Below are 23625 nucleotides of genomic sequence, written 5' to 3' on the forward strand. Positions count from 1 at the left end.
TCGAAGCAAAGAAAAAGGCGAAGAATTCCGGAATGCGGAACGCTTCGCCTGTCGGTTGAAAATCATGATAGATAAAGCTGTTTTGAACGGCCAGGTCGACATTGATCAGCCGCAGCCGTCCTGCCGGGCAGACCGTACAGACCGCCTGAAGAACAGCAGGCAGCCTGAAAGCCTTTTAGTTCGTCCCCGTATCGACAGTTTCTTCAGCACTCCCCTTCAAAGACCGCCCACAGACATGCAGCTTGTAAAGTTCTGATTAAAGAGAGCAGAAAACCGGTGCTGAATTTACAGGAAGGTAAAAACAGCACCCGGATTTTTCATGAATCTGCATTTATCGGATCATCAGAGCCGATGCCGATCGGATTTCCGGTTTGGGCGGATGGTACTCCTTGCAGATGAACTGGCCAGGACTCTGGACCGGTGCATTCTTCGGCTCCTCTTGCAGGGCTTTGATCGTGTAAAAACAAAGACTGTACCCCAGACCATATCCATATAGACAGCAATAGTGCTCAAAGCAGAAAACGCGAACGCGCGGGTATATCCATACTTCACCATACTGATCAGCTCCGAAAAGGAAGATACGCTGGTGATATCAAGAGCGAAGTATTCCCTGGCCTGATTCCGCTCAATCCAGGCTCTGAAAAACTCTCTTTGCCTGGCTGGATTCAAAACAGGAAGGAGTTCACTGATGTGCTGAGATGAGAGCGGCTGCCCAGGACAGGTTGTGTTGTGGACCGACCAGCGCTCCGCCCGATAGAGCGGTCGGCCTTCTTTGCACAGGTACTGACAGCAGGTCATGATATAGGGCCATTCGACTGGAAAAACATCCTGAAGGCACTGAAGTAATCCAGATTCCTGGGCGGATGCGGATTTGTTTATAAACAGATAATTTCCAGTCTTTTTAGCCGAATATTGGGACGACTGCTCAGGGTTAGTGACGGACGTTCTGTTTTTCGAACGAGGGTGGTCAGGGACCAGTTCGCCGGTGATTTCATCGATGTGGCCAATGCAGCTCCGGTGAGAATCTGGCTTCTTCGTTTTTAACCCGAATGGACGTGTGCGCCGGCAGCGCGCTTCGCTCAGCTCTAGAAGATGAAGGGGCTCCTTCCTCCCATTACCTCACTCGCGGTCCATCGTTTTACAGAGCGATGGTCGACAAAGTGATGGTCTACAAGGAGAGTGTAAGGTTTTTTGTGTATATTCCATCAAGGCTTTTGCCTGATACAATCCGTTCAAAGCCGGACGAATCTATACAAGGAGACCTTTTATACCACGTAAAGCCAAATCTGCACCTACAGTTCAGGAACAAATTGCTTCTACCATCATTAAGGAATATCAGCCACAGTCGTTTCAGGAAGCCTCTGACATCATCAAATCGATCTTCGGCCCTGTGCTGGAACAGATGTTCCAAGCTGGATTCGCATCTGGGTTATACCAGTGGGTCACACGCCAAGAAAACGACTGAGAATCGCCGCAACGGCTATTCTGAAAAGACCGTGAAATCTTCCCAGGGCGAACTGGATCTGCGTGTTCCTCGTGATCGCCTCGGAACATTTGAGCCACAGGCTGTCCCTAAAGGCAGCAGGGATATCTCCGATATCGAGAATAAGATCCTGCGCATGTATGGGCAGGGAATGTCGCAGCGCGACATCTCCGCTATCATTCAGGACATCTATGGCTTTTCGGTCTCTGCGGATACGATCTCAAACATCACAGACCGCGTTTACCCTGTCGTCGATGAATGGCGCAATCGTCCCCTGAAGCAGTGCTATCCCTTCGTCTTTGTAGATTGCCTTTATGTGTCAGTAAAAACTGAACGTGGTGCAAAAGAACAGGCTGTATATGTCGTCTTAGGCTATGACACCGAAGGCCATAAAGACATCCTTGGCATCTGGATTGGCGAAAGCGAATCCAAACACTTCTGGATGCAGATTTTTGACGAGCTGAAGAGCCGAGGCGTAGAAGATATCTTCTTCCTGTCCATGGATGGAGTTAGAGGTCTTGAAGGCGGAGCCAAAGCTGTATTCCCGAATGTGATTGTGCAGCGGTGTATTGTCCATTTGCTTCGTAATTCATTAAAATATATTCCTGCAAAAGAAAGAGCTAGTTTCTGTAAGGACATTAAGAAAGTCTATAGCGCTCTGAACGCTAAGGAAGCAGAGGCGGCTTTCGAGGAATTCAAGGAGAAATGGAGCGGCTTTCATGGCGCTGTAAACGTCTGGGAACGAAACTTTCATCATGTGCTGCAGCTGTTTAACTACGGCAGCGCAGTCAGAAAGATAATGTATACAACCAATGCGATCGAGTCGGTCAACTCAAGCCTGCGAAAAGTAACGAAAAAGGGCTCGTTCCCAAGCGAAGATTCGGTTTATAAAGCCCTGTATCTGCGTATCGTAGAGCTTGAGAAGAAGTGGCGGGGACGGACAGTACCGAACTGGTCAATCGTCCGGAATCAGCTTCTGTGTGAAGAGGGGCTGAGCGCCAGATTGGAGAAATACTCAGCCAAGTAAGAATCAGATCGAGGAGCCGCTCATGAAATTTTCTTCCGCTTAAACCCTTTACAGCGGGTCCCCGCTCCCCTGCACTCCCTGAAGACGTCCCCGCCGTCGAAAAATGCCACCCTGGCAGGGACGTCACAAGTCTAGCAGGGGGCGCCCGCTATAAAGGGCCGCTTCAGAAATTTTCAAGCGCTCACCATTCAGTGAAGTGTTTTGGTTCTTCGGCACGAGCAAATGTTTCAACAACTAAAAACGAATTTACACAAAGGATTTGACATACCCCTGCCCTGGGGACGTCGAGGCTGCACTCCTTGAGCCGTATGAGATCATCCGGAAGACGGGAAACGGAAAAGGAAAGTAAAAAATCGGGATGGCGCAGGGGACAAACGCAGCAAAAACGCCGCAGGCAAAGGGAAATGAGAAAAAATAGCACCATTTTCAAAAAAGGGGTGACGGAATGTAAGCGCTGTCCTATCTTGTGCTTGTAAGGTGTTATCGAAAGAGCATCACTTACGCAGGGTGTATTATCACAATTCAGATAAACAAGACCTGAAAGCTCGATTTAAAGAAACAAATCCGTATGGATGTCTCCAGGCGAGAAGTATTTTTCATCGTCTGCAAGGTTTCTTTAGACTGGTTTTCAGGTCTTTTTGTCTCCTGCCGTGATGCGCTTTCGATAGCGGAAATCCACTTTGCGTAAGTCGTGCTCGTTCGCACAGAAGCCGACAGGCAAGTGGAGATAAACATGAAAAAGAGAAAATGAATGCAATTCGACTGGCTCTTGCGGTATCGATGGTCCCCTGAGCGATGGGTGTAAGCGCAGCGGCGGCGATGCCCGTTCTTGCACAGGGCAATGACGAGGCAGTCAGCTTCCCGGAAGTCTACTCCCGGGATCTGGTCATTCCGATGACGGATGATGCAGAAATCAGCAAAAAGTAGACGCTCTGGTCAAAACCATGACCCGCGAAGAAAAATTCGCGTTCATGGGCAGCAACGGAACAGGCAATGAGGGAAATGCCGGTGCTCTTGTGGGCTGCCCGCGTCTGGGCGTGCCGACCATCAAAATGTACGACGGTCCGGCTGGACTGCTGTATACGGAAGATACAACCAACCCGCCGCAGGAACAGATGCTCGCCGCAACATGGAGCGAAGAAATGGCCCGCCTCTACGGTGAAGTCGTTTCCAGAGAAAATCAGGCGATCGGCGGATCCATGATGCTTTCCGCGCAGCTCGACATTCAGCGTCAGCCGCAGTTCGCCTGTACAAAAGACCAGCTTGGCGAAGATTCGACGCTGCTATCCGCTCTCGCGGACGATCTGGTCGAAGGCATGACCAGCGAAGGCGGCATCGCCGTCCTGAAACATTACGGTGCGTTTGCACAGAACGCGAACCCGGGATCCAACACGAACGTAGAAGTGGATGAACAGACGCTTCATGAAACGTATCTGGCTGGATTCGAATCCGCCGTTCGCAGCGATGCGGCTATTGGCGTGATGTCTTCCTATAACAAGTACCGCAGCGGAAACGTCTTCCAACTCAGAAAACCAGTAAGGAACGCTTCATAAGCACCCCCGCAGATCTACGGCCAATGCAGCCGTGAATCTGCGGGGGTGTATGTTAGATATCTTATTCTTGCAGATCAATATCTGAGAATAAGGCGTATTCGTCCAAAAGCTAAGCGGCTTGGCCTGGGCAAAGGCGTTCAAGAAAGGCTATTGGAGAGAAGCCTGTCTGTCTGGTTTCAGAGATTTTGAGAGATCCTTTCGGCTCTTCTGAAGTACTCTCGCGCTTCTTCAGGCAGGTTCATCTTTCTGCAGACATAACACAGATTGTTCAGGGTTATGGCCAGAATACGGAGCACAGGCGGGGCGACAAATTCATCCGCAAGCTGCTGCCGGATTTCCAAAGATCTTAGAAAGCAGGTTCGTGCTTCTTCAAACTGACTGGACGCGGAACATACGATACCGAGACTTTCCAAAGAGCAGGAGAGCTTGTATAAGCCCGCCGGCTCAGGACACTGTTCGACAAGCTGCTGTCGGATTTCGACAGATTTTAAGCAAAACGCATAGGCCTCTTCCAGCTGATTCATTTCGCTGCAAAGCCGCCCCGCCTTCCGCAAAGCGGCGGCTAGAAGGTTCAGGGGAACAGGAAATGGATATGGGTTTGCGATCTCCTGCCTGAGTTTTACCGATTTTAAGAGATACTCCAGAGAAAGATTCAATTGATTCAATTCCTCATAAAGATCTCCTAAATTTTCGAAAGCGTCAGCCAGATTGAGCTGTGTTTGGGGTATTGCATGATCGTCTGCCAGTCCTTGCCGGATTTTTACAGCGTTTAGCAAATACGCTTTCGCCTCTTCCAGCTCGTTCATTTCTTTGCACACAAGACCAAGGCTTTCGAAAGCGACGGACAGATCGTACAGTCTTGCCGGCACGGAGCCATCCTTGGCGAGCTGCTGCCGGATTTCCAGAACGTTCAGGAACTGTTCTTTGGCCAGTTCGAGCTGGTTTCGATCTTTGTAAAGGTTTCCCAGGTTTTGAAAAGCGGCAGACAGATCGCGCCGTATGTGCAGCGATGGCTGCGACTCGTCAAGCTGTTTGAGAATCTCTAAAGACTTTAAGAAAAATTTCTCTGCCGTTTCCAGATTTTTCCTGTCTTTGAAAAGACATCCGAGATTTTGAAAAGCGATGGATAGATCGCGCTGTGTCTGCGGGGTTGGGTGAAGCCTGGCAAGCTGCAGGCGAATCTTCGAAGAGTTATAGAAAAACGGTATGCCTGATCCAGCTGATGCATATTGTTGGAAAGATACCCCAGATTATCGTAAGCGATGGACAGATCTTTCAGGATTTGCGGCGTTGGCTGTGACTCGGAAAGCTGCAGCTGGATTTTCAAAGACTGAAGGAAAAAATCGTACGCATCTTTCATCTGCCACTTGTCCATGCAAAGCCATCCCATCTTTTCCAGAGAAAGGCTTAGATTTTGCTGGAGCAGCGGCGCCGAGTGGAGCTTTACGAGATGCTGATTGATTTCCAAAGCTTCTCGCAAATACTCTTCTGCTTCTTCGAGCTGGTTGAGGTCGTGACAGAGAGACCCCATTTTGTCCAGAGAAATGGAGTAATCCCGCAGCGTTCTGCTCGTTGGCTGAGACTCGGCAAGTTCCTGTCGGATTTCAAGAGCGCTTAAGAAATATCCTTGTGCCTCTTTCAGCTGATCCGCCGCCGTGCAGACAATCCCGAGCGTATCCAGCACATCGGCTAGATTTTGCAATGTGCGCAAGGAGGACTGAGCTGCGACAAGACGCTGTTCGATTTCTAGAGCGGTTAAAACATCCTCTTTCGCTTCTTCCAGGCGGTTCTGTTTAAACAGAACCCTGCCAAGACCTTTAAGCACAAAGCAATGACATTCCATATAGTAAGCGGCCTGTTTCCCCGTTAATGGATGTATTCTGGACAAATCAGCATTGCGGGAATCCAGGTCCTGACCTGTCGGAAGCTTGTCCTCGATGAACGACAGCGCTCTGGAATAGTACGTCTGCGCTTCCTCAAGCTGGAAATTTTCCTCTAGAAACGAAGCAGCGAAGGATAAGGAAATTTCGTCTTCTTTGATTTGGGCATTCTTTTTGCCCAGTGAACGGCTTTGCTTAAATCGACGGACGTTCCGCGACCGTAGAAATAAATGGTCATCAGCTCCTGAATTGCGGGAAGATAGTTTTGTGAAGCCGCCTGCTCGATCCGATCAATCCCTTTTTCGTAATCGATTTCTACATCGATTCCCTGTGTATAGGCTAGACCGATCCTATAGAGATGGCGGGGATCTTCATCCAGAGAAGATCGCATAGCCGCACTGAGCTGGTCTTTAAGAACCGCTGAATCCATCGCATACAGGCTTGTCAATTCCGGGAAAGGTCCCTTCAGCTGTTCCAGAGAAATATCTTCCCCTGCATTTGAACCGGAACGATCGTTTTTTCAGTTTCCGCGCTTCTGGATACTCAATTGCCTGAACATAGTTCGGTTCCAAAACCAGGCTGGAGGTCACGGCCATGGTAAACAGGCAGCTTTTTTCCAGCGCACGATGAATATAAGCGTTAAAGTCTTCGCCAGGAGACAGAAATTCGTCATACCAGATGGCGGTGTCCGCAAACTGCGGATCCTGGTGTATGAGCTTCATCAGCTCCTGCGCCTTTTCCGGTCCTTCTTTCTGTAGCTTAAGAAAATGTATTTAAAAATTCGCTGCGTATTTCTTCGATTTGCTCTTTGTTCAGGAAAAATGAATCCATGAATTTTCTCAGTTTCGTTTCATAGGAGATTTCACTTGGATCCGACGAATACAGACAGAGTGCCTGAAGCGATCCGCATTTTTGATTAAAGGCGTCCGCCAGATTCTGATCGGTCAGAATCGGCAGAAACGGAATATGTCTGTCGCAGACCGTCTGAAAAACTTTGGAAAAGGCCACACAGTCCTTGAACAGAAAATTGTAAGTAATCGGGATGACGATCAGATTCATCTGGGACAGGTCGAAATCGAAGTTCTCCAGATCTTCGGGATGCTCGGGATCCGGATCATAGAAAATGATGCATTCCCCGTCTGAAACAGATCATTGGAAAGACGATCAAAATAAAGTGCAAAATCATCGTGGTGGGCAGAGATGTAGATTTTTGGCCGATATTCGATGGCACCAGAGAAATTCTGTTCAGATTTCATAGAGCTTCCCTTTCTAGGCGGCTGTTTTCGATAACCGCTCTGGAATAGGTGCGGAGGTTGAACCGCACTTTTTCGCTTTGTCAGAACGAAGGAAGACGAGCTGCTTGCCTGAGTGTTTTTCGAGCAGTACGAGTTTAACGCCGGAAATACCATTGAACTCTATCGGTACAATACCCGTTTCGGTATAACCGTGTTTGTCGTACATGGCTTTGGGCCGTGTTCTTTTCGTTTGTATCAAGTCGAAGCTCACCACATCCATGCTCGATCGCATCCCTGGCGGTCGCTGGAGCTGGATGGGCGCCTCGAATCCATCCGGTTTTCCGCCTCTGTTCTTCTTGGGCAGTATGTATTTCTTGGTATATTTTTCGACTGCATCGAGATCCTCTGAAACGGCTTTTCTGATGTTCATGGAGCTGCCATCGATTTCTTTTTCTGTGGGGATTATCTCTTTTGACTGTGCAGCCGATCAAGAATGGTTCAGAACGTTCTGAATTCGAAAAGAAAAGTGTTCGGTCTTAGACAAAGGGAAGAGACGAATCTGTTTGCATTTCGATTCCCGACAAAGGATTGAAATGAATTTCGCCCCAGCTTGGCAGCCTGAGTTCGCATTGTGATCTGTGAATGCCGCTAAGAAAAAGTTTGCTCATAATTTGGAGGCCGGAGTTTATGCACAGCCAGATTGTCACGTTTTCAAAAGGGAGAAAACATATTTCCGGCTCGCTGTAAAATAGAAGCAGAATAAGCGAGAGGAAAATATATGGCTGTTAAAGATAGAGAACCAGCAGAACGGAAAGAAACGCCTGCGGAGGAGATCCGGGAAGGAATCATGGGGTTCACCAATACGGATCGGGGCAAGGCGCGGTCTTCTTTTTCGATCGAAAAGGAGATGCGGCCAGAAGGTGCTTTTGTAAGAGAGGCGTGCGTCAATGTCCCAAGATCGGATTCCGTACATCGAAACAGGATTCATGAAACCGGCAAGGACAGCTAGGAATGCCATCCTTGCGCAAACCAGAATCTGACCTTTAAGGCTGCAAAGAGGAATTTGCACGCAGAAATGTGAAGTTCGATGCCACGCAGAGGCGGACTTTGAAGCTTACCGATCCGAACGGCCTTTTCACCAATCTCGGTCTGCTTCTTTCCGATCAGTGTGAACATACGATTCACATGGGTGTCTTTCAGGGCGTTACCAGTGCGATCGCCAGAGATCGACGCGAGTTTGGAGGATCCCTGTGCCAGCAGATGAACGATGCGTATGCATTTCTCGATTTTTGTAACCAGACGCATTCGACCTTTGAAAAGCTGCTGCGCATTGATGTACGGGATTATCCGGAAGCTGCACTTCAAGAAGCGCTTTTGAGTCTGATCGTTCACCGCGACTATACCTTCAGTCCCAGATCCTTCATTCGCATGTACGAGGATCGAATTGAATTTCTGTCTGTTGACAGTATGATGCCAGGGATTGAGCAAAAGATATTCTGAACGGCTTTTCCATCTGCCAAAATCCAAAACTCGCCGATGTTTTTGACCAGCTTCAGCTGTCTGAGGGCTGCAAAACGGGAATGGAAAAAATCATGGAAGCGTATCAGCCGTTTGATAAAAAGCCGTCTGTGATGACGACGAAAAACCGTTCAAGCTCATCTTGCCAAATGTGAATTTCCAATCGTGACGATACGGAAAAGACAAAATGCCGGCAGATCAATCCGGTTTAAGTGGACGTACGTTCGTGTACGGGAAGGCAAAGGATCCGATCTCTTCGTTTTTGCCGGCTCGGGAATCCGTTTAGGCGTGGCGAAAAATGAAAAGAAGGAAACAGAATCCCTGTATCGATTTTGCCTGTCAAAGCCGTATTCGAAGCAGAGGTTCTGTTTTTGTGCAGAGGGAAACGGCCTTAAAAGCGGGCGCTTTGAATCAGGCGATCCAGCCCTTTCCTATCAGGAAGAGGATTTTTCGAGTTTTTGATTCGCGTTTGGATCTGGCTAAGCTGTTTGTCGACATTTCGCGAACGAATGAAGTGCCTTTGAGCCGCATAGATCAGGCTAAGGTTTTCCAGATTCGCGGCGAGAGTCTGAAGTGAGGGAAGTGTTTCTTTGACCGCCACATTTCTCTGATCAATTTCGACGGCCTGCTCCATATACTGGCACGCGGCATCTTTGTCTTTTTCGCCGCAGAAATTCGAGCCAGGCTGTTCAAAAGGTCGATGCCCAGCTCAGAGTTTCGGGATTCTCGCTCTGCTTAATGCATTTTCGAGCAGTTTCGTACCCTTGTTTACAATAAGATTCGGCGGCATTGAGATGATTCTGTTTTTCGTTTAAATCCGCGAGAATTTGAATGCTGATCAAAACCGAATTACAGGTTTCGGGCGAAGAACTGGCTTCATAGCGCCGCAGATGGAGTAAAAGCGACTCCTGGTATAAATCCTGTGCCTCTTCCAGCATGTTCTGTTTCTTTCGCAGATTTCCCAGATCACTCAGAACCGCAGCCAGATAAAGCAGGGGGTGTCGGAAGGGGCAAGCTGGACAAGCGTACGAGCGGTTTCGACGGCTTTCATTCCATAATCCGACGCTTGTTTGAGCTATTCCTGATCCTCGTAATGGCTTCGAAGCTGGCTTGCAATCCGAATCAGACGCGTCAGCGACTCCGAATCTGGGAATCGATCTGCGATTTCGTTTTCTGCTTTGTACTCCAGCTCCATGGCTTTCCTCATGGACTCCACACGGTTCAGCTTGTCGTAGTAAGCGGCCAGGACGCCGAGAATCTGAGAATAAAAGTTCAGATTCTCACAGTCATTGCAAAGCTTTACAAGTTCGCCCGCCGCTGCAGCGCACACTTCGCCATAGTAGAGTGCCTGCTCAAAGTCGTGTCTGCTGGTATAAAAACGCCTCAGCTCATTGGCACTGAACGCCAGATCGTGAAGGCTGGACTGGTTTGGCTCAAGTCTGGCAGCCTGTTTTCTTGCTTCAAACGCTTTCTGACGGGCTTCGATGGTTTGTTCCATATTATTTTTCCTCCTTGATAAATTTCGACGAGTTTATCTTGCAGACGGGCCATTGCTTTGGCACACAAAGCCTGCCGGCTGCTGGTGTCTTCAGAAAGCCTTCTACGATCGGAAGGGACATACGGTTCTGACGGATTCACTTGATGCTTTTGCCCAGCCATGCTGTCCAATAAGAAAACCAGGTCATCAAGAAGTCTCAAATCTTCCTGGAAACTTTTCTGCCCCAGGAGGCGCTCCTGAATTTTATAAGCGTTCTGAAAGTGATCAGCGGCTTTTTCGGGCTGACTGTCGCTTCGATAGAGATTGCCTGTCTGTTCTTCGAGAAGTCCCAGGAGGGACAGAAGCTCCCCTTCAGGATTTGGCATTTTGTCTTGGATGAGCTGGATTGCTTCTTTACAGCAGCGCACAGAGTAGCTTATCTCTTCACAACGGACAGGAATGGTCCCCAGCAGACTGAGAAAAATATGGAATATTGAACAGACAGCAGGGAAGCGTCGGTACGGTTCAGTTTTCTGGCGAGCTTAAGACCTTCTTTGGCATATTCTCTTGCCTGACTGGATTTTGCTTGAATCAGACTGATATCTGCCAGTTCCCTGAGGCACTTTAGAAGCTGGCTCCAGGCTTCGGATCGGTCTTCTACCAGTTCAAGCTCACGCGCAGTCTGTGTCGCCTGCCATCCTATCTGTTCGGCTTCTTTTCCCATGCCCTGTACTTTGAAAAGTCTGGAAGTGATTAAAAGAGCATTCAGACGAGCGGTCAGTGTCCTCTGCGTTCTGGCAAGAAGGATTCCTTTCTCGCTGGCTTGCAGAGCCTCCTCGCTGCACACCTGTGCCTCCAGCCAGTCGTGATCCTGTTCAAAAGTTCTTCCTGCAAAAGCACAACGCGGGTCAGTTGGGAGAGGGTCTCGCCGTTTTCGAGACGGCGGACAGTCTGCCAGGCTATTTGCACCGCCTGGCGTGCATAGGTTCTGGCTTCTGCTCTGCGGTTTTCATGCAGAGATACCTGAGCCATCCCCTCGAGAGCCATCATCAGATCGCTTAAAATTTCTGGCATGTCAATATCCTTTGCCATACGCGCGCAGATCTCGATGGCACGCTGGAAACATTTGGCTGCTGAAGAAGACCGATTCAGTTTCCTGTATAGATTTCCCATATGAAGCAGAGAATGGGAAAGACTCTGCAGCGCCGGTCTGGCGGGAAGGTCATAGACAAGATCGTAATTCATCTGAAGAGCGCGTTTATAGTTTGCCTCTGCCTGCTCTAGATCGTCTTTTTCCAGATCGATGTCGCCGAGCAGATTGAGCAGCGCGGCTTCAAGAGAAATCCAGTCTGTTTTCTGGCGTTCATAAGAGCGGGGCATAGCCTTCTGACCATGATGAAGTGCATTCTTTTCCCGATGAAGAATATGGAGTGCGTCAAGGATGTATTCTTTCGCCTGATCAAACTGACGGTTTTTGAAGGAAAGCTCTGCGCATTTCTGGAAGGCTTCTTCACAGGGATCAAGGGCAGCCAGCCTCTTTGTCCAGAAGATCGCCTCAGGTAAATTGCTCGGAAGACCCAGGCCTTCTTCATAGATGGCGATCAGTTTGCGTATCGCCCGCAATTCATCACGCTGGGCAGCACGCTCAATCATACGCACGCCTTTTTCATAATTGATTTCGACATCGATGCCGTTCAGATACGCCAGACCGAGGCAATAGAGGCGCTTTGCATCCAGGTCTTCGATCTTGCCCATCAGGGAAGACAGCGGCGGATAAAGCGCTGCTCGATTCATTTCATAAACGGGAGGAAGCTGAGGAAATGCGTCCTTAAGACGTTTCAAATCGAGCGGATCGCCAGAAACTAGAACAGGAAGGATTGCTTTGTTCAGGCTCTGTGCGAACGGGTATTCAATTTGCTGGACATAGTTTTTCTCGCAGACCATATGGGAAGTCATCGCCATCACAAACTGGTCGCTTTTCTCTATTCGATTTTGAATGGAGGTATTGAAATCTTCTCCGGGTGTGAGGAATTCGTCATACCAGATGGCTGTATCGACCAGTCTTTCGTTTTCATGAATAACCTGCATGAGCGCCTGCGCGTGTTTCCGATCTTTTTCGATAGCTAAGAAAAATGCAGTGCGAAAAAGTCTGTCGGATTTCCTGGATTTCCTGTTCTGCTGGAAACAGAGCTTCCAGATAGTTCTGCAGCTTTTTCGTATACAGAATTCCCGTGTCATTCTGGCTGTGGGGACAAAGTGCCTGAAGATTCCCGCACTTTTCATTGAACAGACTGGCAAGCGATGCATCAGTAAGAAGAGGAAGAAGAGGAATATGTTTCTTTTGTGCAGTGTGAAAAACCGTAGAGAAAGCAAGGTTTTCTTCCGTCAGGAAACGCCAGGTCGCAGGAATGACGATCAGATTCATCTGCGTCAGGTCAAAAACAAAGTTCTCTGCATCCCTGGATGGTCCGGATCCGAATCAAAGTAGATGGTGCATTTCAGCAGACGAAAAAGATCCTGCACGATTTCTTCAAAACAGGCGGGGAAGTCCGCGGGATGCGTTGTGAAATAGATTTTTGGATAGGAATGGGATGAATCTGTGACAAGAAAGTTGACTCTCGATTTCATTACGGTGCCCCCTTTAGACCTGCGCAGACAATCCTGGTTCGAATGGAAAGAAGACAATGTACGAGAAGGGGGCCTAACTGAATTTTACGAGAGGAAATCGGAAGAAAATTTGGCTTGAGAATCCGTATAACCGGTCGATCTTTAAGTACAAATCCAGCCTTTTCAGACCGTACAGGAAGAAATGCGGAAGACAGGATGGTGCCGCCATGCAGAGAATTCCGTATCCGGGCAGCCTGTGAAAGGCTGCATGCAGAGGGGCTTATGGACTGGTGATCGCTGAGCCGGGGAATGGAAAACGGATCCGGTTCTGGAAGCAGAAGATGGTTTTCTGGAATCCTGTCTTTTTCGAATCTTTGTCTGCGGCACCCCGGCACTCCGATCCTGCTTTCCAGGCTTCTTTCTTCTGGATTCGGGGACGAGGGCTGCCGCCGGGAAGGCGAATTGGAAAAAGGGATAAGGACAGATATAATTGAAATCAACCGCAGACCCCTGTCTGATTTATCCCTGCTTCTGCAGACGGGTAAAATAATTTCCTGTCGGAATGCGAATTTTCACTCTCCTGCTGGAAATTCGGGTGCAGGGAAAACCGGGACTTCTGCGATCAACGAATGAAGTCGCTGCCCTTACGACATGCAGAGACTGGCGAATTGAGGCGTGACGGATATGAAACCAGTAAAAATTTCTGATCTTTACAGCTTTTCCTTTTACGGATTGCTCAAAACCAAAGGCAAGAACGTTGTCTTCATGCGGGCGGTTCTTGATGAGAAAACCAATACGTATCGCAAGGATCTGATGCTGTGCAAAGGAACGAAAATCCAGCAGCTGACCAGCGGCCGGGACGTGAGCTCCTTTGTCTTTGAGGATGCGAGAACGATCTGGTTTTTCCAGAAGGAACCGGAAAGCAAAAAAGCCGGCTGTACTCCCTGTCTTTGAAAGGCGGCGAAGCTCTGCCGCAAAGGGAATTTGATTTTCCGCTTCTTTCGCTGATCGGTTTTGCCGGAAAGAATATTCTGCTTTTTCTCGCTCAGTTTGATCTCAACGATCTCGATCCCATTAAGGGAGGCAACGTTGAGGTTTTGACCGAGTCGCCCTGGCAGGAAAACGGATCGGGCTTTACGTCCGGCAAGCGCCAGCTGATCTACGCCTATAATACGAAAACCGGCGAACTGTACGATCCAGCGGGTGAAAATCTCAAAATTTCCGCGATGACGATTTACGAGGAAAAGCTGTATTTTTCCGCAGCGCCCTGCGGCGTACTCCCGCATTTTTCCAGGATGAGATTTTCGAATACGATCCGAAAACGCGCCTGCTTGTATCTCTGGCCAGAACGAATCTGAGCATCAGTTCGCTTAACGGCATGAAGGACCGCCTGTATTTGTTTGGAACCGACGGAAAAGCGTACGGGCTCAATGAAAACCCGGATCTTTACGCGCTCGATCTGCATACGCGCGTTCTGGAAAAAGTCATGGACTTTGACGAGAGCGTCGGCAATTCTGTCACCACGGACTGTGCAGCGCTTGGCGGCAACTGGATCTGCGAAGATCAGGACCGCCTGTTCATGAGCGCGACGATCGTCAGCCACAACAATCTGTTCTGCTTTGAAGACGGCAGTCTGCATCAGGTTCTCGAATGGCCCGGCACAATTCACGCCTTTGGCTTTTCGCAGGGAAGAACGTACTTCATCGGGGCAAAACCCGGCGGTCTGCAGGAGCTCTTCATGATGGAAGAGGGCGATGTGGTGCAGATCTCCGATTTCCAGCACGCGCTGAAGGACAAATACGTCGCAGCCGCCCGTCCGGTGTTTTATACCGGCTATGAAAGCAGCGCCCAGCTGGGCTGGGTCCTCTATCCATATGACTTTTCAGCAGATCGAAAATACCCCGCGATTCTCGATATTCACGGAGGACCTAAAGCGGTGTATGGAACGGTTTTCTTCCATGAAATGCAGGTGTGGGCATCGCGCGGCTATTTCGTCTTCTTCTGCAACCCGTTTGGAAGCGATGGTCAGGGAAACGCCTATGCCGATCTGCGCGGTAAATACGGAACGATCGATTATGAAAATCTGATGACTTTCACCGATGCGGTACTGGATGCCGTCCCGCAGATCGATCCGGCTCGTCTTGGCGTGACGGGCGGAAGCTACGGCGGTTTTATGACCAACTGGATTATCACGCATACAGACCGGTTTGCGGCAGCAGCCACGCAGCGTTCCATTGCCAGCTGGATTTCGTTCTGGTCGACCAGCGACATCGGTCCGTTCTTTACCGAAGATCAGATCGGGGCAGGTCTCGATCAGGCCGACGTGCTTTGGGATCATTCGCCGATGAAATACATCGCCGGCGCCAAAACGCCGACGCTCGTTCTTCATTCGGATGAGGATTATCGCTGCCCGCTTGAACAGGGCTATCAGATCTTCAATGGTCTGCTCCATCAGGGCGTACCGGCCCGCATGGTTGTTTTTCATCAGGAAAATCATGAACTGTCCCGCTCCGGCAAAGGGAATAACCGGATTCGCCGGCTGGAAGAAATTACCCGCTGGATGGACAGCTACTTAAAAGGAAATACTGAATATGAAGCCAAACTTTAAACGCAAGGAACGCCGTACCCCGGATCGCCGCTTATACGCGCCGGTCAGCGGACGGACGATTCCGCTGAATCTCGTTTCGGATCCGGTGTATGCGGCCAGAATGTATGGCGAAGGCATTGCGCTTGAACCGGCCGAAGACCTGATCTGTGCCCCCAGTGCGGGAACGCTGTGCCTGATTTCCAGTTCCTGCCACGCCTTCGGTCTGGAAACCGAGGCGGGGAAAAAGTCTATGTACATGTCGGATTTGGAACGTCCGAACTGCGCGGGAAAGGCTTTGAAGTTCTCGCCAGCGAAGGGTCCAAAGTTAAATGCGGACAGCCGATTCTGCGCCTGGACCGCAAGTTTTTCGAAATGCGCGGTACGGATCTGACGACGCTGATGGTAATTCCCGCCTCTCGAATCGGAGACTATAAGATCATGGAATCCGACAGCGCCCAGGCCGGAAAGACTCCGTTGATGGAACGCAAAGCCTGAACGGGAATCACCCGCAAAATCCGCTTTTGTGTGACTTCGGCCCATTTTTACCTTCAGAAACTGACGCTTCAGCCGCTTGCGGGAAAACTGCAGCGGCTTTTTGATGCCGCAAAGCCCGCAGGTGGCAAAAACGTAGGCAAAACACCCGGAACCCGCGTGAAAATCTGAAAGCGCATGCAAAATCTGCATTGCTTTACAGAATGCCAAAAGCTTGTATAATGAGCACGGGAACTACCAGAAAAACGGAAAAGTAAGGCATTTTTCAGCTTTATTTGATCTGCGCGTTCCAATGACGAGCACACTTTGCAGGGAAGGGGTCCAGTCAGCGCCTTCCCTTTATCGTCTATTCAGGCCTCTGGAAAAAGACAGTCCGTTTCGCATCTGTCCTGAGCCGTTCCAGAGGAAATAACGGAAGATTTTGGCCGAGTTTTCACCCAGAAAGGGCGGACGTCAAAGCGTGAAAAACGAATTCTGATTCCGCCTGTGCCAAAATCGGATTAGAAAATCTATGGTACTGGGGACTTCATTCAAGACCCCGCCTTATGCTCTGCCCGCAAGGAAGAACAGGAAAGCTTCTTTTCTTGAGCGGAGATCATGCGTTGTGATCTATAAAAATTGAACATCACCCGCGCCTTGCGGGATTCCATAGCGGGCCTGAACGTTTTGCGTACAGCCCGCATCGTCAGTAAGAAAAAGGGGAGACGCTGCATGGAAGAAGTGATCAAGATCAGAGGAAACCGTCGCCTGAACGGCACTGTGCGGATTTCCGGAAGCAAGAATGCAACAGTGGCTCTGATTCCTGCAGCCATTTTAGGAAATGAGACCGTAACGATCTGCGGTGTACCGCAGATTTCCGATGTCGACGCGCTCGTCGAACTGCTTCGCGAGCTCGGTGTCAAGGTAACCCAGCCCGATGAAGAAACGCTCGTGATCGATCCGTCCGGAATGGAAGATCGCCCGCTCGTTTCCGATGCGGTAACCAAGCTGCGCGCATCCTACTACTTCATGGGCGCACTGCTCGGCAAATACGGCAAGGTTCTGATCCGCATGCCTGGCGGGTGCTATCTGGGACCGCGCCCGATCGACCAGCACCTCAAAGGCTTTGAAGCGCTGGGAGCAACCGTTTCGTATCCGGAAGGAAACGGAGATTACACCCTGATTGAAGCACCGGAAGGCGGACTGCAGGGAACGACAATCTTCCTGGACATCGCCTCGGTCGGTGCGACGATCAACATTATGATGGCTGCCGTTTTCGCCAACGGCCGCACCATCATTAAAAACGCGGCGCAGGAACCGGAAATTATCGATGTGGCCAACCTGCTCAACCGCATGGGTGCCCGGATCCACGGAACCGGAACCAATACCCTGACCATTGACGGCGTCAGCGAACTGCACGGATGCATTCACGAAATCATCCCGGACCGCATTGAAGCCGCTACGTATATTCTGATCGCATGTGCCGTTGCCGATGACATGTGGATTACCAACATCATTCCGCGGCATCTCGAAGCCATTACCCTCAAGCTGAAGGAAATGGGCATCAACATGGAGATTCTTACCGACTCGATCCATGTCTTTGACAATTCGCCGGAACAGAAAATCCGTCCGGCGGACATTACTACAAGCCGTACCCCGGCTTTGCGACCGACGTACAGCAGCCGTTTACAGCGCTGCTTACGCAGGCTGCCGGCACGTCCACAGTAACCGAAGAGATTTACGTGGAACGCTTCGGTCACCTGGCGGAGCTGAACCGCATGGGCGCAAATACGGAGAAGGAAGGCGCGACCGGCATTATTCACGGTCCGACCCCTCTCCATGGTGCGAGCGTCACCGCAACCGATCTGCGCTGCGGCGCTGCGCTCGTTCTTGCCGGCCTGATGGCGGACGGGGAAACTGAAATTCATGAAATCAAGCATATCGATCGAGGATACGATGACCTCGATGGAAAGCTCAAAGCATTAGGCGCTGATATTCGCCGCGAGATGGTCTAGACAGACCATCTTTTTTTCGGAAGCCTTCGGAAACTGCGCGCAAATCTGTAATAATAAGAAATTGTGCAGACCATCCCGGCTTGAAAGGGCAAGGCACCTTGTTCCTGTCGCCCGAACGCCTGCCCATACCCTGGATAAGGCCTTACAGGCTGCATGAGCAAACCCTGCGAACAGAAGGAGGAGACCATGGTAAAGATTGCGATTCTTGAACATGAAAAGGAAACCAAGGACATTGCCTTTTTCTGGCGGGTCTGTTTTCCGAAGTCGACTGGACGTTTCGTCACTTTTATAAAGCTTCGGCGCTGGCCAAAGCAACGCGGGAAGAGTCGTATCAGATTTTCTTCTTTGATGAAATGTTCGATACGCCCCGTTTTGATTCGTTTTTCGTCCATGACAACCCTTCGGCTCTGTTCGTTTTTCTCTGTCAGAATCCCCAGGCTAAACGCGAAAAGGAAAGCCGGAACCGTGTCCTCTATTTGTCCAAGGACCATTTAAACGATGATCTGCAGCTGTATTCTTCCATCCTTATGGCGCAGGCGGCTCAGAAGGAAGCCAGCTATCCCCTCGTGTACCAGGGAGCTCGGATTGATATTCCGGTAGACGATATTTATTACTTGGAAAAAATTGGAAAAATGTTCATTTCCATACCCGCAAGGGTGAATTCCATCGCCGTCTCAATCTCGCGGATCTCGACGAAACGTTTTCCAAGTACGGTTTTTGCGCGTACATATTTCCTATCTGGTCAACGGAAAATATCTGACCGGCATTTATAAGGACGAAGTGGAACTGAATCACTCCATGCACGTGCCGCTCTCCCGGGCGCAGAAGAAAAAGCTTGGACTGACTGTACGTCAGCCGTCCCATACCGTACCCGCCGCCCATGCGCCGGCATCGATTCGAGCCAGGGAATCGGCGGCATAACCCTCGATTCATTTTCAAATGGACGATTTCTTTTCGCAGGTATACTATGCGTCAAACGAGCTTCCTGGAAGGATCAGGGTTCCATGACCGGTATACGTCATATCCGGACTTCCATAATTGTCCAGGTTTTCTCCCCGTTCTTGCCATCCCGCAGGCTTGTCCACCCAGTCAGGCGTGCATGGTCATACACATTGCTGGTATGAATCTGGTAATACGACCAGTTGGCTCTGACTTGCGAATGCGCCATCAGAGCGTCCGTGACTTTGTATTCGCTCGTGCCGATCGAGCGTCGAAATGGCATTGGCGTCTTTGATACTATCGAGCGACTTGAGCCTATTGAGCAGATTTGTCGCATCGTGTTCGTTACCGAAATGTGTGTATTTCGTCTGTGAAGTCAGAATGTACACCGCTTCGGTTTCGCCGCGCGAAGCAAAAAGCCTTTCGATCCTTCTGCATGCTTGTGCGTCGTCAGCGCTTTAGGCAAATGGAATTCCTCTTTTGTCTGCACAGCCGGCTCTTAGCCTGCAATCTGGTCTGCCCAGGCGCAGGCGGCGGGAATCGTGGCGTGCCGGGCGGATTTGCGGCTGCTGGGTCTGTGCCATCCGGTGCTTCTGTGCTGTCCATTCCATAAACGGAGCAGAGAGCGACAGGCATAAAAGCGAGAAGAGCACAGGCAGAAGATTTCTGCCTGTCCGAAGATCCAGATCCTGAAAACAGAAGGAAGCAGCCCTCCGGTAAGAGACTGCGAGATCGATCCAGGTCTTTTGAAGGAAGACATCCCGGAGGCATGTCCTCCTTTAGCACGCATAAGCCTTTTACCAATCGGTTTCAGGCATGAAAAAGCCGGATGTTCTGCAGCGGGGCAGAAATCCGGCTTTCAATTTTTCTAATGCTGAAAATGCGTTCGCTTATTCCGACAGGGAAGGTTTGTCCGCAGAAGCGGTTTCGATAGCCGCATCCGCTGTCACGGTGCGGGAAGGACGGCCCTGAATTCTTCCGGTTTCCTTAAGCTGTTTTACCCAGCCTAAGCAGATCATGGCGCAGCCAAGGGGAAGAAAACCATGTCCCGAAAGAACAGGCAGGACAGAAAGAAGATTACCGACATGACGTAATACGCGTGGTAGGCTTTTAAGTCTTTGAGGTTCATAATCCATCTCCATTCGTAAAGATATGAATACAGGCGCATTGGTACGATTTCCAGACGGACGTTCTGTGCGGAAATCTGTGCTCTTTTATTCTAACAAGCTTGTTCATCGGCGCCAATACCTTCCGGGACGGACGGCCCGGAAGCTTAAGCGGGGGATGATTTATAAAGAGACGGATACGTCCTTCGCGTCCGCAAACGCGTCGAGAGAAACGGGCATGAAAAATCCGTTGTCCAGAACGTAGAGTTCTTTTAATCCGGCTGCTCTGGCCAGATCCAGGCAGAGAGGCATCGACTGGTCGAGCGCCTGTTTATTGTGGCAGTCCGTATTGATACAGAAGTGCGCACCTTTTTCGACCATGCGCGAAAAGAGAACTGGATGCGGGTAGGGAAGGCTTCGATAGCCGCGGGAAATAGCGCCGGTATTCATTTCAAAAATCACGTCTTTTTAATGCCGGCTTCGACGGCTTTCATGGCCATGTCGAGTATCGTTTCATCGTCAAAGGCAAAGTAGCGTTCATCTTCGTTGTATTTCGAAAGCAGATCGATGTGACCGACGATGTCGATCGGACGCGACTGGATCATTTCCTGAACGCTCTGATAATACGCCTGAGCCAGAGCGTAAATATTTCCGCCAAAGCCTTCGTTCAGCAGGCAATCAAACGTTTCACGGCTTTCATCGATCGCTATGGACTGACCGGCAAGAGAAGAAGAATCTTCTTTCTTTTCGGTTTCTGGGATGCTCACGTAGTGAACGCTGCCGATGATGTAGTCAAACCAGGAAGGCGTTACCGCATTTTCGAAATAGTCTTCGCTGATGACCAGATCCGTCATGGAATCGAGCTCAATGCCGCAGTACAGATCGATCTGTTCTTCGTACTTTTCTTTTACGGCCTCAAAGTCTTTGAGGTAGTGTTCCATACCGTTCGCGTCCATCGATCCAGAGTCGAGCGGATGGTTGGGGAATGACCGGAAAAGCCGAGAACGGTAAAGCCTCTGGCAATAGCTTCTTCGGTCATGGCCATGAGGGAGTCTTTTCCGTCATCGTATTGCGTATGGGTGTGCAGGTTCTGGCGTACGGGTGTTTTCATAATCCTTTTTCCTCCTTGCGGGGCGTGTCTGATGGGTTTTGCGGGCTGCGTTCAGTCTGGTTTTCCGTAGGGTCTTGCCGAATGATCGGACGGACTATTCTGACGCGATCAGCTGGTCTAGCCGCTCCTTGCAGCCCTGCTCGATTTGCGAAAAGGCCTTTTCAAAGCTGCGCGTATACCAGGGATCGGCGATCTGACCGTGTTCAAGAAGCGGTTCGATAAACAAGGGAAGCTTCGAGGAATGCACAAGCCGTTCGAGAAGGTATTCGTTTTCTTCATCCATGTAGTAAATGTGATCGTAGTTCGAAAGCTGATCGGCCCTCAGACGCCACGCGTAATGTTCACCAAAGGGAATATTGTGCTTTCTTAATACGGCGGCTGCGGGCGGGTAAATCGAATTGCCGGTTTCTTCGGAGGAGAGGGCGGCGCTGTCGATTTCAAAATCGTTTAAAAGACCTTTCTGAGAAACGAGGTCCTTGAAAATCCACTCGGCCATAACCGAGCGGCAGATGTTGCCATGGCAGACAAAGAGAATACGAATCATGATGCTGCTCCTTTCTGATACCGCTTTCATCCGGAAAAAGCCGGAGGAGAGGACGGGATCGCACAATTGCGAGGCTCGACAGGAAACCTGTTAAGGATTGTCGATTTGATTGAATTGCTTGCTATAATGATAAAGAATGTGGTTTCACAGTAAATAAGAAAGAGGAAAACCTATGAAATTACTCGCAACTGACTACGACGGCACCCTGAAATTTGGCGGATCGGTGCTGCCGGCTGATTTCGATGCGATCCACCGCTGGCGCGACGCTGGCAATCTGTTTGTCATCGTGACTGGCCGCTCGATGGAATCCATTTCCGGCGAAACGGAAGAATTTAAGATTCCTGTTGATTATTATGTAACAAATAACGGAGGAATGGCTTTCGACAAAGACGGAAACGCACTGCTTTCCTCCACGCTCGACACCATTACCGCAATTGACCTGATGTTCGCTTCCCATGAGCATCCGGATGTGGTGAGCTACGTGGTCAACGACGGCGTCAAGCGCTACAAAGTCGACGTACATCCAAACCTGGAAGATCATCGCTATCCCAAGCTCAAGCAGGAACTGCCGGAGGAAAAAGTCATGGATATCGGCAACTTCGCGCAGATCGTCTTCTCCTGCGTAACGCCGGAAAGCGCCATGGATCTGGCCGACCAGATCAACCATTTCTTTGGGGAAATCGTTGTCGCCTATAACAATAATTTCGTCGTTGACGTCGTACCCAAAGGCACATCCAAAGCCACCGGCCTTGAATTCATCTGCGCGTATGTCGGCGCGGACGACGACGACATTTACGCGATCGGAGATTCCTACAACGACATCCCGATGCTTTCGGGCGTAGACCATTCCGCAGCCGTAGCCGCGGCTCCGGCAGAAGTGCAGGACAACGCCAGACAGATTGTGGCAACTGTGGGCGAATTTATTGATGACGCTTTGACAAAATAGAACAATAAGACTAACTTAAAAACCTCTTCGTACGAAGAGGTTTTCCTGAATTAGGAAGAAAAAGGGGGATCTAGATGAACCTGGGAGATGTCGGACTGATTCTTCGCCTTCTTCTCGACATCTGCGTAATGTGGACACTCATTTACGCATGCATTCGTATCATTCGAAACAACAGCCGTACCGTACAGATTGTCAAAGGCATTCTGGCGCTGCTGCTGTTTCAGTTTCTCGTCACCGTTCTCCAGCTGAAAACCGTATCCACCCTGCTGGATATCGTTCTGCGCTGGGGCATGATCGTTGTTCTGATTGTTCTGCAGCCGGAAATTCGTTCCATGCTGGAAAAAGTCGGAACGACCAATACCGCGTATAAACCGAATCTTTCCGCCAGCCGCATGAACCATCTGGTGGATCAGCTCGTCACCGCTGTCGCGGACATGTCCAAAACGAAAACCGGCGCGCTTATTTCGCTCCAGATGGCGCAGTCCATGGAAGATTACGCCAAAACGGGCATCTCGCTCGATTCCGATGTGACCAGCGAACTGATCGAAACGATTTTCCAGTACGGTACGCCGATGCATGACGGCGCCATGATCATCGACGGCGATAAAGCCATCTGCGCTGCCGCCTATTTCCCTCGACTGCGCAGGAACTCCCGTCCAAATACGGAGCCAGACACCGCGCTGCCGTCGGCATTTCGGAAGTGACCGATTCCATTACGCTGGTCGTTTCGGAAGAAACCGGAAACATTTCCGTAGCGCAGAAAGGTGTGCTGACGCAATACACGCCGGAAAGTCTGCGCCGCTATCTGACCAAGCGTCTGGTCAAGGAAGATACCCAGCGCTCTTCCATGTTCCAGCCGATGATCGAATCCGCGAAAAATCTCTCGAATTCTCTTGGCAAGTCTTTGCGGGACGAACGCTCGGATGAGCCGGTGAACAAGTACATCGTTCCCCGCGAGAAACGGGATAAAAAGACGATCGTGTCAAACCGCTCGAAGTCGTCAGCACCCTGAGTGCCGCACCCGCAAGCGAGCCGAAAAACAGCAGTGAAGGAGGCAACGGCAATGGATGAGAAAAAGCCAGGGTCCGTTCAGCGCTTTCTGGAACGGCTGACCCGTATTTTATCG

General features: G+C 50.2%; 29 protein-coding genes and 4 pseudogenes. 15 read left to right on the top strand and 18 right to left on the bottom strand.

All coding sequences use genetic code 11. The annotated features are described in order from the left end of the window. Nucleotides 1-1267 precede the first annotated feature (1267 nt). From KWG61_RS04990 to KWG61_RS04995, 3 genes and pseudogenes are all read left to right on the top strand, one after another. Nucleotides 1268-2510, top strand: a pseudogene (locus tag KWG61_RS04990) (IS256 family transposase). A gap of 795 nt (nt 2511-3305) precedes the next feature. Continuing rightward, complete coding sequence (locus KWG61_RS16005) at nt 3306-3437, top strand: hypothetical protein (protein WP_256460791.1); 132 nt, start codon at nt 3306-3308, stop codon at nt 3435-3437. 17 nt (nt 3438-3454) lie between these two features. Next, complete coding sequence (locus KWG61_RS04995; protein WP_242745121.1) at nt 3455-4063, top strand: glycoside hydrolase family 3 N-terminal domain-containing protein; 609 nt, start codon at nt 3455-3457, stop codon at nt 4061-4063. Between the two features lie 176 nt (nt 4064-4239). On the opposite strand, the gene KWG61_RS05000 is transcribed toward KWG61_RS04995, so the two are convergent. From KWG61_RS05000 to KWG61_RS05025, 6 genes are all read right to left on the bottom strand, one after another. Further along, entirely contained in the window at nt 4240-5187 is a 948-nt protein-coding gene (locus KWG61_RS05000; protein ID WP_367614335.1) for a tetratricopeptide repeat protein, read from the bottom strand. After that, entirely contained in the window at nt 5115-5906 is a 792-nt protein-coding gene (locus KWG61_RS05005; RefSeq protein ID WP_242745123.1) for a tetratricopeptide repeat protein, read from the bottom strand. The genes KWG61_RS05000 and KWG61_RS05005 overlap by 73 nt, the downstream gene beginning before the upstream one ends. Before the next feature lie 152 nt (nt 5907-6058). Next, the gene (locus KWG61_RS05010) at nt 6059-6373 is read right to left on the bottom strand and encodes a tetratricopeptide repeat protein (protein ID WP_242745125.1); all 315 of its coding nucleotides are present in this window, start codon (nt 6371-6373) and stop codon (nt 6059-6061) included. Next, a complete protein-coding gene (locus tag KWG61_RS05015; RefSeq protein ID WP_242745126.1) occupies nt 6354-6665 on the bottom strand; it encodes a hypothetical protein in 312 nt (103 codons plus the stop codon). The genes KWG61_RS05010 and KWG61_RS05015 overlap by 20 nt, the downstream gene beginning before the upstream one ends. Nucleotides 6666-6702: 37 nt before the next feature. Next, on the bottom strand, nt 6703-7002 hold the full coding sequence (locus KWG61_RS05020) for a hypothetical protein (protein WP_242745127.1): 300 nt from the start codon (nt 7000-7002) through the stop codon (nt 6703-6705). A 210-nt stretch (nt 7003-7212) separates the two neighbouring features. After that, nucleotides 7213-7608 carry a hypothetical protein gene (locus KWG61_RS05025; RefSeq protein ID WP_242745128.1) on the bottom strand — a complete coding sequence of 132 codons (396 nt, stop codon included), beginning with the start codon at nt 7606-7608 and terminating at the stop codon, nt 7213-7215. Nucleotides 7609-7956: 348 nt separating this feature from the next. Here KWG61_RS05025 and KWG61_RS05030 point away from each other — a divergent pair, with 348 nt between their 5' ends. Then, a complete protein-coding gene (locus KWG61_RS05030) occupies nt 7957-8187 on the top strand; it encodes a hypothetical protein (RefSeq protein WP_242745130.1) in 231 nt (76 codons plus the stop codon). Nucleotides 8188-8255: 68 nt separating this feature from the next. Next, entirely contained in the window at nt 8256-8678 is a 423-nt protein-coding gene (locus KWG61_RS05035) for a hypothetical protein (RefSeq protein ID WP_242745131.1), read from the top strand. Between the two features lie 409 nt (nt 8679-9087). Here KWG61_RS05035 and KWG61_RS05040 read toward each other — a convergent pair whose 3' ends face one another. The 5 genes from KWG61_RS05040 to KWG61_RS05060 all read right to left on the bottom strand — a co-directional run bounded on the left by KWG61_RS05040 (nt 9088) and on the right by KWG61_RS05060 (nt 12261). Continuing rightward, nucleotides 9088-9330, bottom strand: a complete 243-nt coding sequence (locus KWG61_RS05040; RefSeq protein WP_242745132.1) for a hypothetical protein — start codon at nt 9328-9330, stop codon at nt 9088-9090. A gap of 55 nt (nt 9331-9385) precedes the next feature. Further along, entirely contained in the window at nt 9386-9634 is a 249-nt protein-coding gene (locus tag KWG61_RS05045) for a hypothetical protein (RefSeq protein ID WP_242745133.1), read from the bottom strand. 137 nt (nt 9635-9771) lie between these two features. Next, a complete protein-coding gene (locus KWG61_RS05050) occupies nt 9772-10194 on the bottom strand; it encodes a hypothetical protein (protein ID WP_242745134.1) in 423 nt (140 codons plus the stop codon). A 415-nt stretch (nt 10195-10609) separates the two neighbouring features. Continuing rightward, nucleotides 10610-10897 carry a hypothetical protein gene (locus tag KWG61_RS05055; protein ID WP_242745135.1) on the bottom strand — a complete coding sequence of 96 codons (288 nt, stop codon included), beginning with the start codon at nt 10895-10897 and terminating at the stop codon, nt 10610-10612. Nucleotides 10898-10950: 53 nt separating this feature from the next. Next, nucleotides 10951-12261, bottom strand: a complete 1311-nt coding sequence (locus KWG61_RS05060; RefSeq protein WP_242745136.1) for a hypothetical protein — start codon at nt 12259-12261, stop codon at nt 10951-10953. 1203 nt (nt 12262-13464) lie between these two features. Here KWG61_RS05060 and KWG61_RS05065 point away from each other — a divergent pair. From KWG61_RS05065 to KWG61_RS05090, 7 genes and pseudogenes are all read left to right on the top strand, one after another. Beyond that, a complete protein-coding gene (locus tag KWG61_RS05065) occupies nt 13465-13734 on the top strand; it encodes a hypothetical protein (RefSeq protein ID WP_242745137.1) in 270 nt (89 codons plus the stop codon). Beyond that, entirely contained in the window at nt 13731-14138 is a 408-nt protein-coding gene (locus tag KWG61_RS05070) for a hypothetical protein (RefSeq protein WP_242745138.1), read from the top strand. Before KWG61_RS05065 ends, KWG61_RS05070 begins: the two co-directional genes overlap by 4 nt. A 20-nt stretch (nt 14139-14158) precedes the next feature. Beyond that, complete coding sequence (locus tag KWG61_RS05075) at nt 14159-15388, top strand: S9 family peptidase (RefSeq protein ID WP_242745140.1); 1230 nt, start codon at nt 14159-14161, stop codon at nt 15386-15388. Beyond that, a pseudogene (locus KWG61_RS05080) lies at nt 15372-15721 on the top strand (PTS glucose transporter subunit IIA); the annotation flags it as partial. The gene KWG61_RS05075 and the pseudogene KWG61_RS05080, both read left to right, overlap by 17 nt. Before the next feature lie 18 nt (nt 15722-15739). After that, entirely contained in the window at nt 15740-15862 is a 123-nt protein-coding gene (locus KWG61_RS16010; RefSeq protein WP_256460792.1) for a hypothetical protein, read from the top strand. A 30-nt stretch (nt 15863-15892) separates the two neighbouring features. Further along, nucleotides 15893-16030, top strand: coding sequence for a hypothetical protein (locus tag KWG61_RS05085; RefSeq protein WP_242745142.1), 138 nt, complete (start codon nt 15893-15895; stop codon nt 16028-16030). 540 nt (nt 16031-16570) lie between these two features. Continuing rightward, nucleotides 16571-17853, top strand: a pseudogene (locus KWG61_RS05090) (UDP-N-acetylglucosamine 1-carboxyvinyltransferase). Here KWG61_RS05090 and KWG61_RS05095 read toward each other — a convergent pair. After that, on the bottom strand, nt 17850-18245 hold the full coding sequence (locus tag KWG61_RS05095) for a hypothetical protein (protein ID WP_242745144.1): 396 nt from the start codon (nt 18243-18245) through the stop codon (nt 17850-17852). The pseudogene KWG61_RS05090 and the gene KWG61_RS05095 sit on opposite strands and share 4 nt — an antisense overlap. A gap of 325 nt (nt 18246-18570) precedes the next feature. Between KWG61_RS05095 and KWG61_RS05100 the strand changes: the two genes are divergently transcribed. Beyond that, nucleotides 18571-18774 (top strand): hypothetical protein, encoded by a 204-nt coding sequence (locus KWG61_RS05100; protein ID WP_242745145.1) that lies wholly within the window; start codon nt 18571-18573, stop codon nt 18772-18774. A 97-nt stretch (nt 18775-18871) separates the two neighbouring features. Here the strand turns inward: KWG61_RS05100 and KWG61_RS05105 are convergent, their stop codons facing one another. The 6 genes from KWG61_RS05105 to KWG61_RS05125 form a co-directional block, all read right to left on the bottom strand. Continuing rightward, entirely contained in the window at nt 18872-19075 is a 204-nt protein-coding gene (locus KWG61_RS05105; protein WP_230267730.1) for a hypothetical protein, read from the bottom strand. Nucleotides 19076-19682: 607 nt separating this feature from the next. Beyond that, on the bottom strand, nt 19683-19811 hold the full coding sequence (locus KWG61_RS16015; protein WP_256460793.1) for a hypothetical protein: 129 nt from the start codon (nt 19809-19811) through the stop codon (nt 19683-19685). Between the two features lie 270 nt (nt 19812-20081). Further along, nucleotides 20082-20348, bottom strand: a complete 267-nt coding sequence (locus tag KWG61_RS05110; protein ID WP_242745146.1) for a hypothetical protein — start codon at nt 20346-20348, stop codon at nt 20082-20084. Nucleotides 20349-20356: 8 nt separating this feature from the next. Further along, nucleotides 20357-20839, bottom strand: a complete 483-nt coding sequence (locus KWG61_RS05115; RefSeq protein ID WP_242745147.1) for a hypothetical protein — start codon at nt 20837-20839, stop codon at nt 20357-20359. Further along, a complete protein-coding gene (locus KWG61_RS05120; protein WP_242745148.1) occupies nt 20806-21009 on the bottom strand; it encodes a hypothetical protein in 204 nt (67 codons plus the stop codon). Before KWG61_RS05120 ends, KWG61_RS05115 begins: the two co-directional genes overlap by 34 nt. Before the next feature lie 94 nt (nt 21010-21103). After that, nucleotides 21104-21553: a low molecular weight protein-tyrosine-phosphatase gene (locus KWG61_RS05125; RefSeq protein WP_230267733.1), complete on the bottom strand. Its 450-nt coding sequence runs from the start codon at nt 21551-21553 to the stop codon at nt 21104-21106. 172 nt (nt 21554-21725) lie between these two features. Between KWG61_RS05125 and KWG61_RS05130 the strand changes: the two genes are divergently transcribed. Further along, on the top strand, nt 21726-22499 hold the full coding sequence (locus tag KWG61_RS05130) for an HAD-IIB family hydrolase (RefSeq protein ID WP_230267734.1): 774 nt from the start codon (nt 21726-21728) through the stop codon (nt 22497-22499). Nucleotides 22500-22627: 128 nt separating this feature from the next. Beyond that, a pseudogene (gene cdaA, locus KWG61_RS05135) lies at nt 22628-23511 on the top strand (diadenylate cyclase CdaA). Nucleotides 23512-23625 lie beyond the last annotated feature (114 nt).

Source organism: Allobaculum sp. Allo2, assembly GCF_022701175.1.
GTDB lineage: Bacteria > Bacillota_I > Bacilli_A > Erysipelotrichales > Erysipelotrichaceae > Allobaculum > Allobaculum fili.

What these genes read in the sequence shown, in the direction of transcription:
- KWG61_RS16005 (WP_256460791.1), top strand. Translation starts at nt 3,306, where the DNA reads ATGGGTGTAAGCGCAGCGGCGGCGATGCCCGTTCTTGCACAGGGCAAT.
- KWG61_RS04995 (WP_242745121.1), top strand. Translation starts at nt 3,455, where the DNA reads ATGACCCGCGAAGAAAAATTCGCGTTCATGGGCAGCAACGGAACAGGC.
- KWG61_RS05005 (WP_242745123.1), bottom strand. Translation starts at nt 5,906, where the DNA reads ATGGAATGTCATTGCTTTGTGCTTAAAGGTCTTGGCAGGGTTCTGTTT.
- KWG61_RS05010 (WP_242745125.1), bottom strand. Translation starts at nt 6,373, where the DNA reads ATGGATTCAGCGGTTCTTAAAGACCAGCTCAGTGCGGCTATGCGATCT.
- KWG61_RS05015 (WP_242745126.1), bottom strand. Translation starts at nt 6,665, where the DNA reads ATGAAGCTCATACACCAGGATCCGCAGTTTGCGGACACCGCCATCTGG.
- KWG61_RS05020 (WP_242745127.1), bottom strand. Translation starts at nt 7,002, where the DNA reads ATGAATCTGATCGTCATCCCGATTACTTACAATTTTCTGTTCAAGGAC.
- KWG61_RS05025 (WP_242745128.1), bottom strand. Translation starts at nt 7,608, where the DNA reads ATGAACATCAGAAAAGCCGTTTCAGAGGATCTCGATGCAGTCGAAAAA.
- KWG61_RS05030 (WP_242745130.1), top strand. Translation starts at nt 7,957, where the DNA reads ATGGCTGTTAAAGATAGAGAACCAGCAGAACGGAAAGAAACGCCTGCG.
- KWG61_RS05040 (WP_242745132.1), bottom strand. Translation starts at nt 9,330, where the DNA reads ATGGAGCAGGCCGTCGAAATTGATCAGAGAAATGTGGCGGTCAAAGAA.
- KWG61_RS05045 (WP_242745133.1), bottom strand. Translation starts at nt 9,634, where the DNA reads ATGCTGGAAGAGGCACAGGATTTATACCAGGAGTCGCTTTTACTCCAT.
- KWG61_RS05050 (WP_242745134.1), bottom strand. Translation starts at nt 10,194, where the DNA reads ATGGAACAAACCATCGAAGCCCGTCAGAAAGCGTTTGAAGCAAGAAAA.
- KWG61_RS05055 (WP_242745135.1), bottom strand. Translation starts at nt 10,897, where the DNA reads ATGGGAAAAGAAGCCGAACAGATAGGATGGCAGGCGACACAGACTGCG.
- KWG61_RS05060 (WP_242745136.1), bottom strand. Translation starts at nt 12,261, where the DNA reads ATGCAGGTTATTCATGAAAACGAAAGACTGGTCGATACAGCCATCTGG.
- KWG61_RS05065 (WP_242745137.1), top strand. Translation starts at nt 13,465, where the DNA reads ATGAAACCAGTAAAAATTTCTGATCTTTACAGCTTTTCCTTTTACGGA.
- KWG61_RS05075 (WP_242745140.1), top strand. Translation starts at nt 14,159, where the DNA reads ATGAAGGACCGCCTGTATTTGTTTGGAACCGACGGAAAAGCGTACGGG.
- KWG61_RS16010 (WP_256460792.1), top strand. Translation starts at nt 15,740, where the DNA reads ATGCGCGGTACGGATCTGACGACGCTGATGGTAATTCCCGCCTCTCGA.
- KWG61_RS05095 (WP_242745144.1), bottom strand. Translation starts at nt 18,245, where the DNA reads ATGGACGAAAAACGAATCAAAACGGGGCGTATCGAACATTTCATCAAA.
- KWG61_RS05105 (WP_230267730.1), bottom strand. Translation starts at nt 19,075, where the DNA reads ATGCCATTTCGACGCTCGATCGGCACGAGCGAATACAAAGTCACGGAC.
- KWG61_RS16015 (WP_256460793.1), bottom strand. Translation starts at nt 19,811, where the DNA reads ATGATCTGCTTAGGCTGGGTAAAACAGCTTAAGGAAACCGGAAGAATT.
- KWG61_RS05110 (WP_242745146.1), bottom strand. Translation starts at nt 20,348, where the DNA reads ATGAATACCGGCGCTATTTCCCGCGGCTATCGAAGCCTTCCCTACCCG.
- KWG61_RS05115 (WP_242745147.1), bottom strand. Translation starts at nt 20,839, where the DNA reads ATGGAACACTACCTCAAAGACTTTGAGGCCGTAAAAGAAAAGTACGAA.
- KWG61_RS05120 (WP_242745148.1), bottom strand. Translation starts at nt 21,009, where the DNA reads ATGAAAACACCCGTACGCCAGAACCTGCACACCCATACGCAATACGAT.
- KWG61_RS05125 (WP_230267733.1), bottom strand. Translation starts at nt 21,553, where the DNA reads ATGATTCGTATTCTCTTTGTCTGCCATGGCAACATCTGCCGCTCGGTT.
- KWG61_RS05130 (WP_230267734.1), top strand. Translation starts at nt 21,726, where the DNA reads ATGAAATTACTCGCAACTGACTACGACGGCACCCTGAAATTTGGCGGA.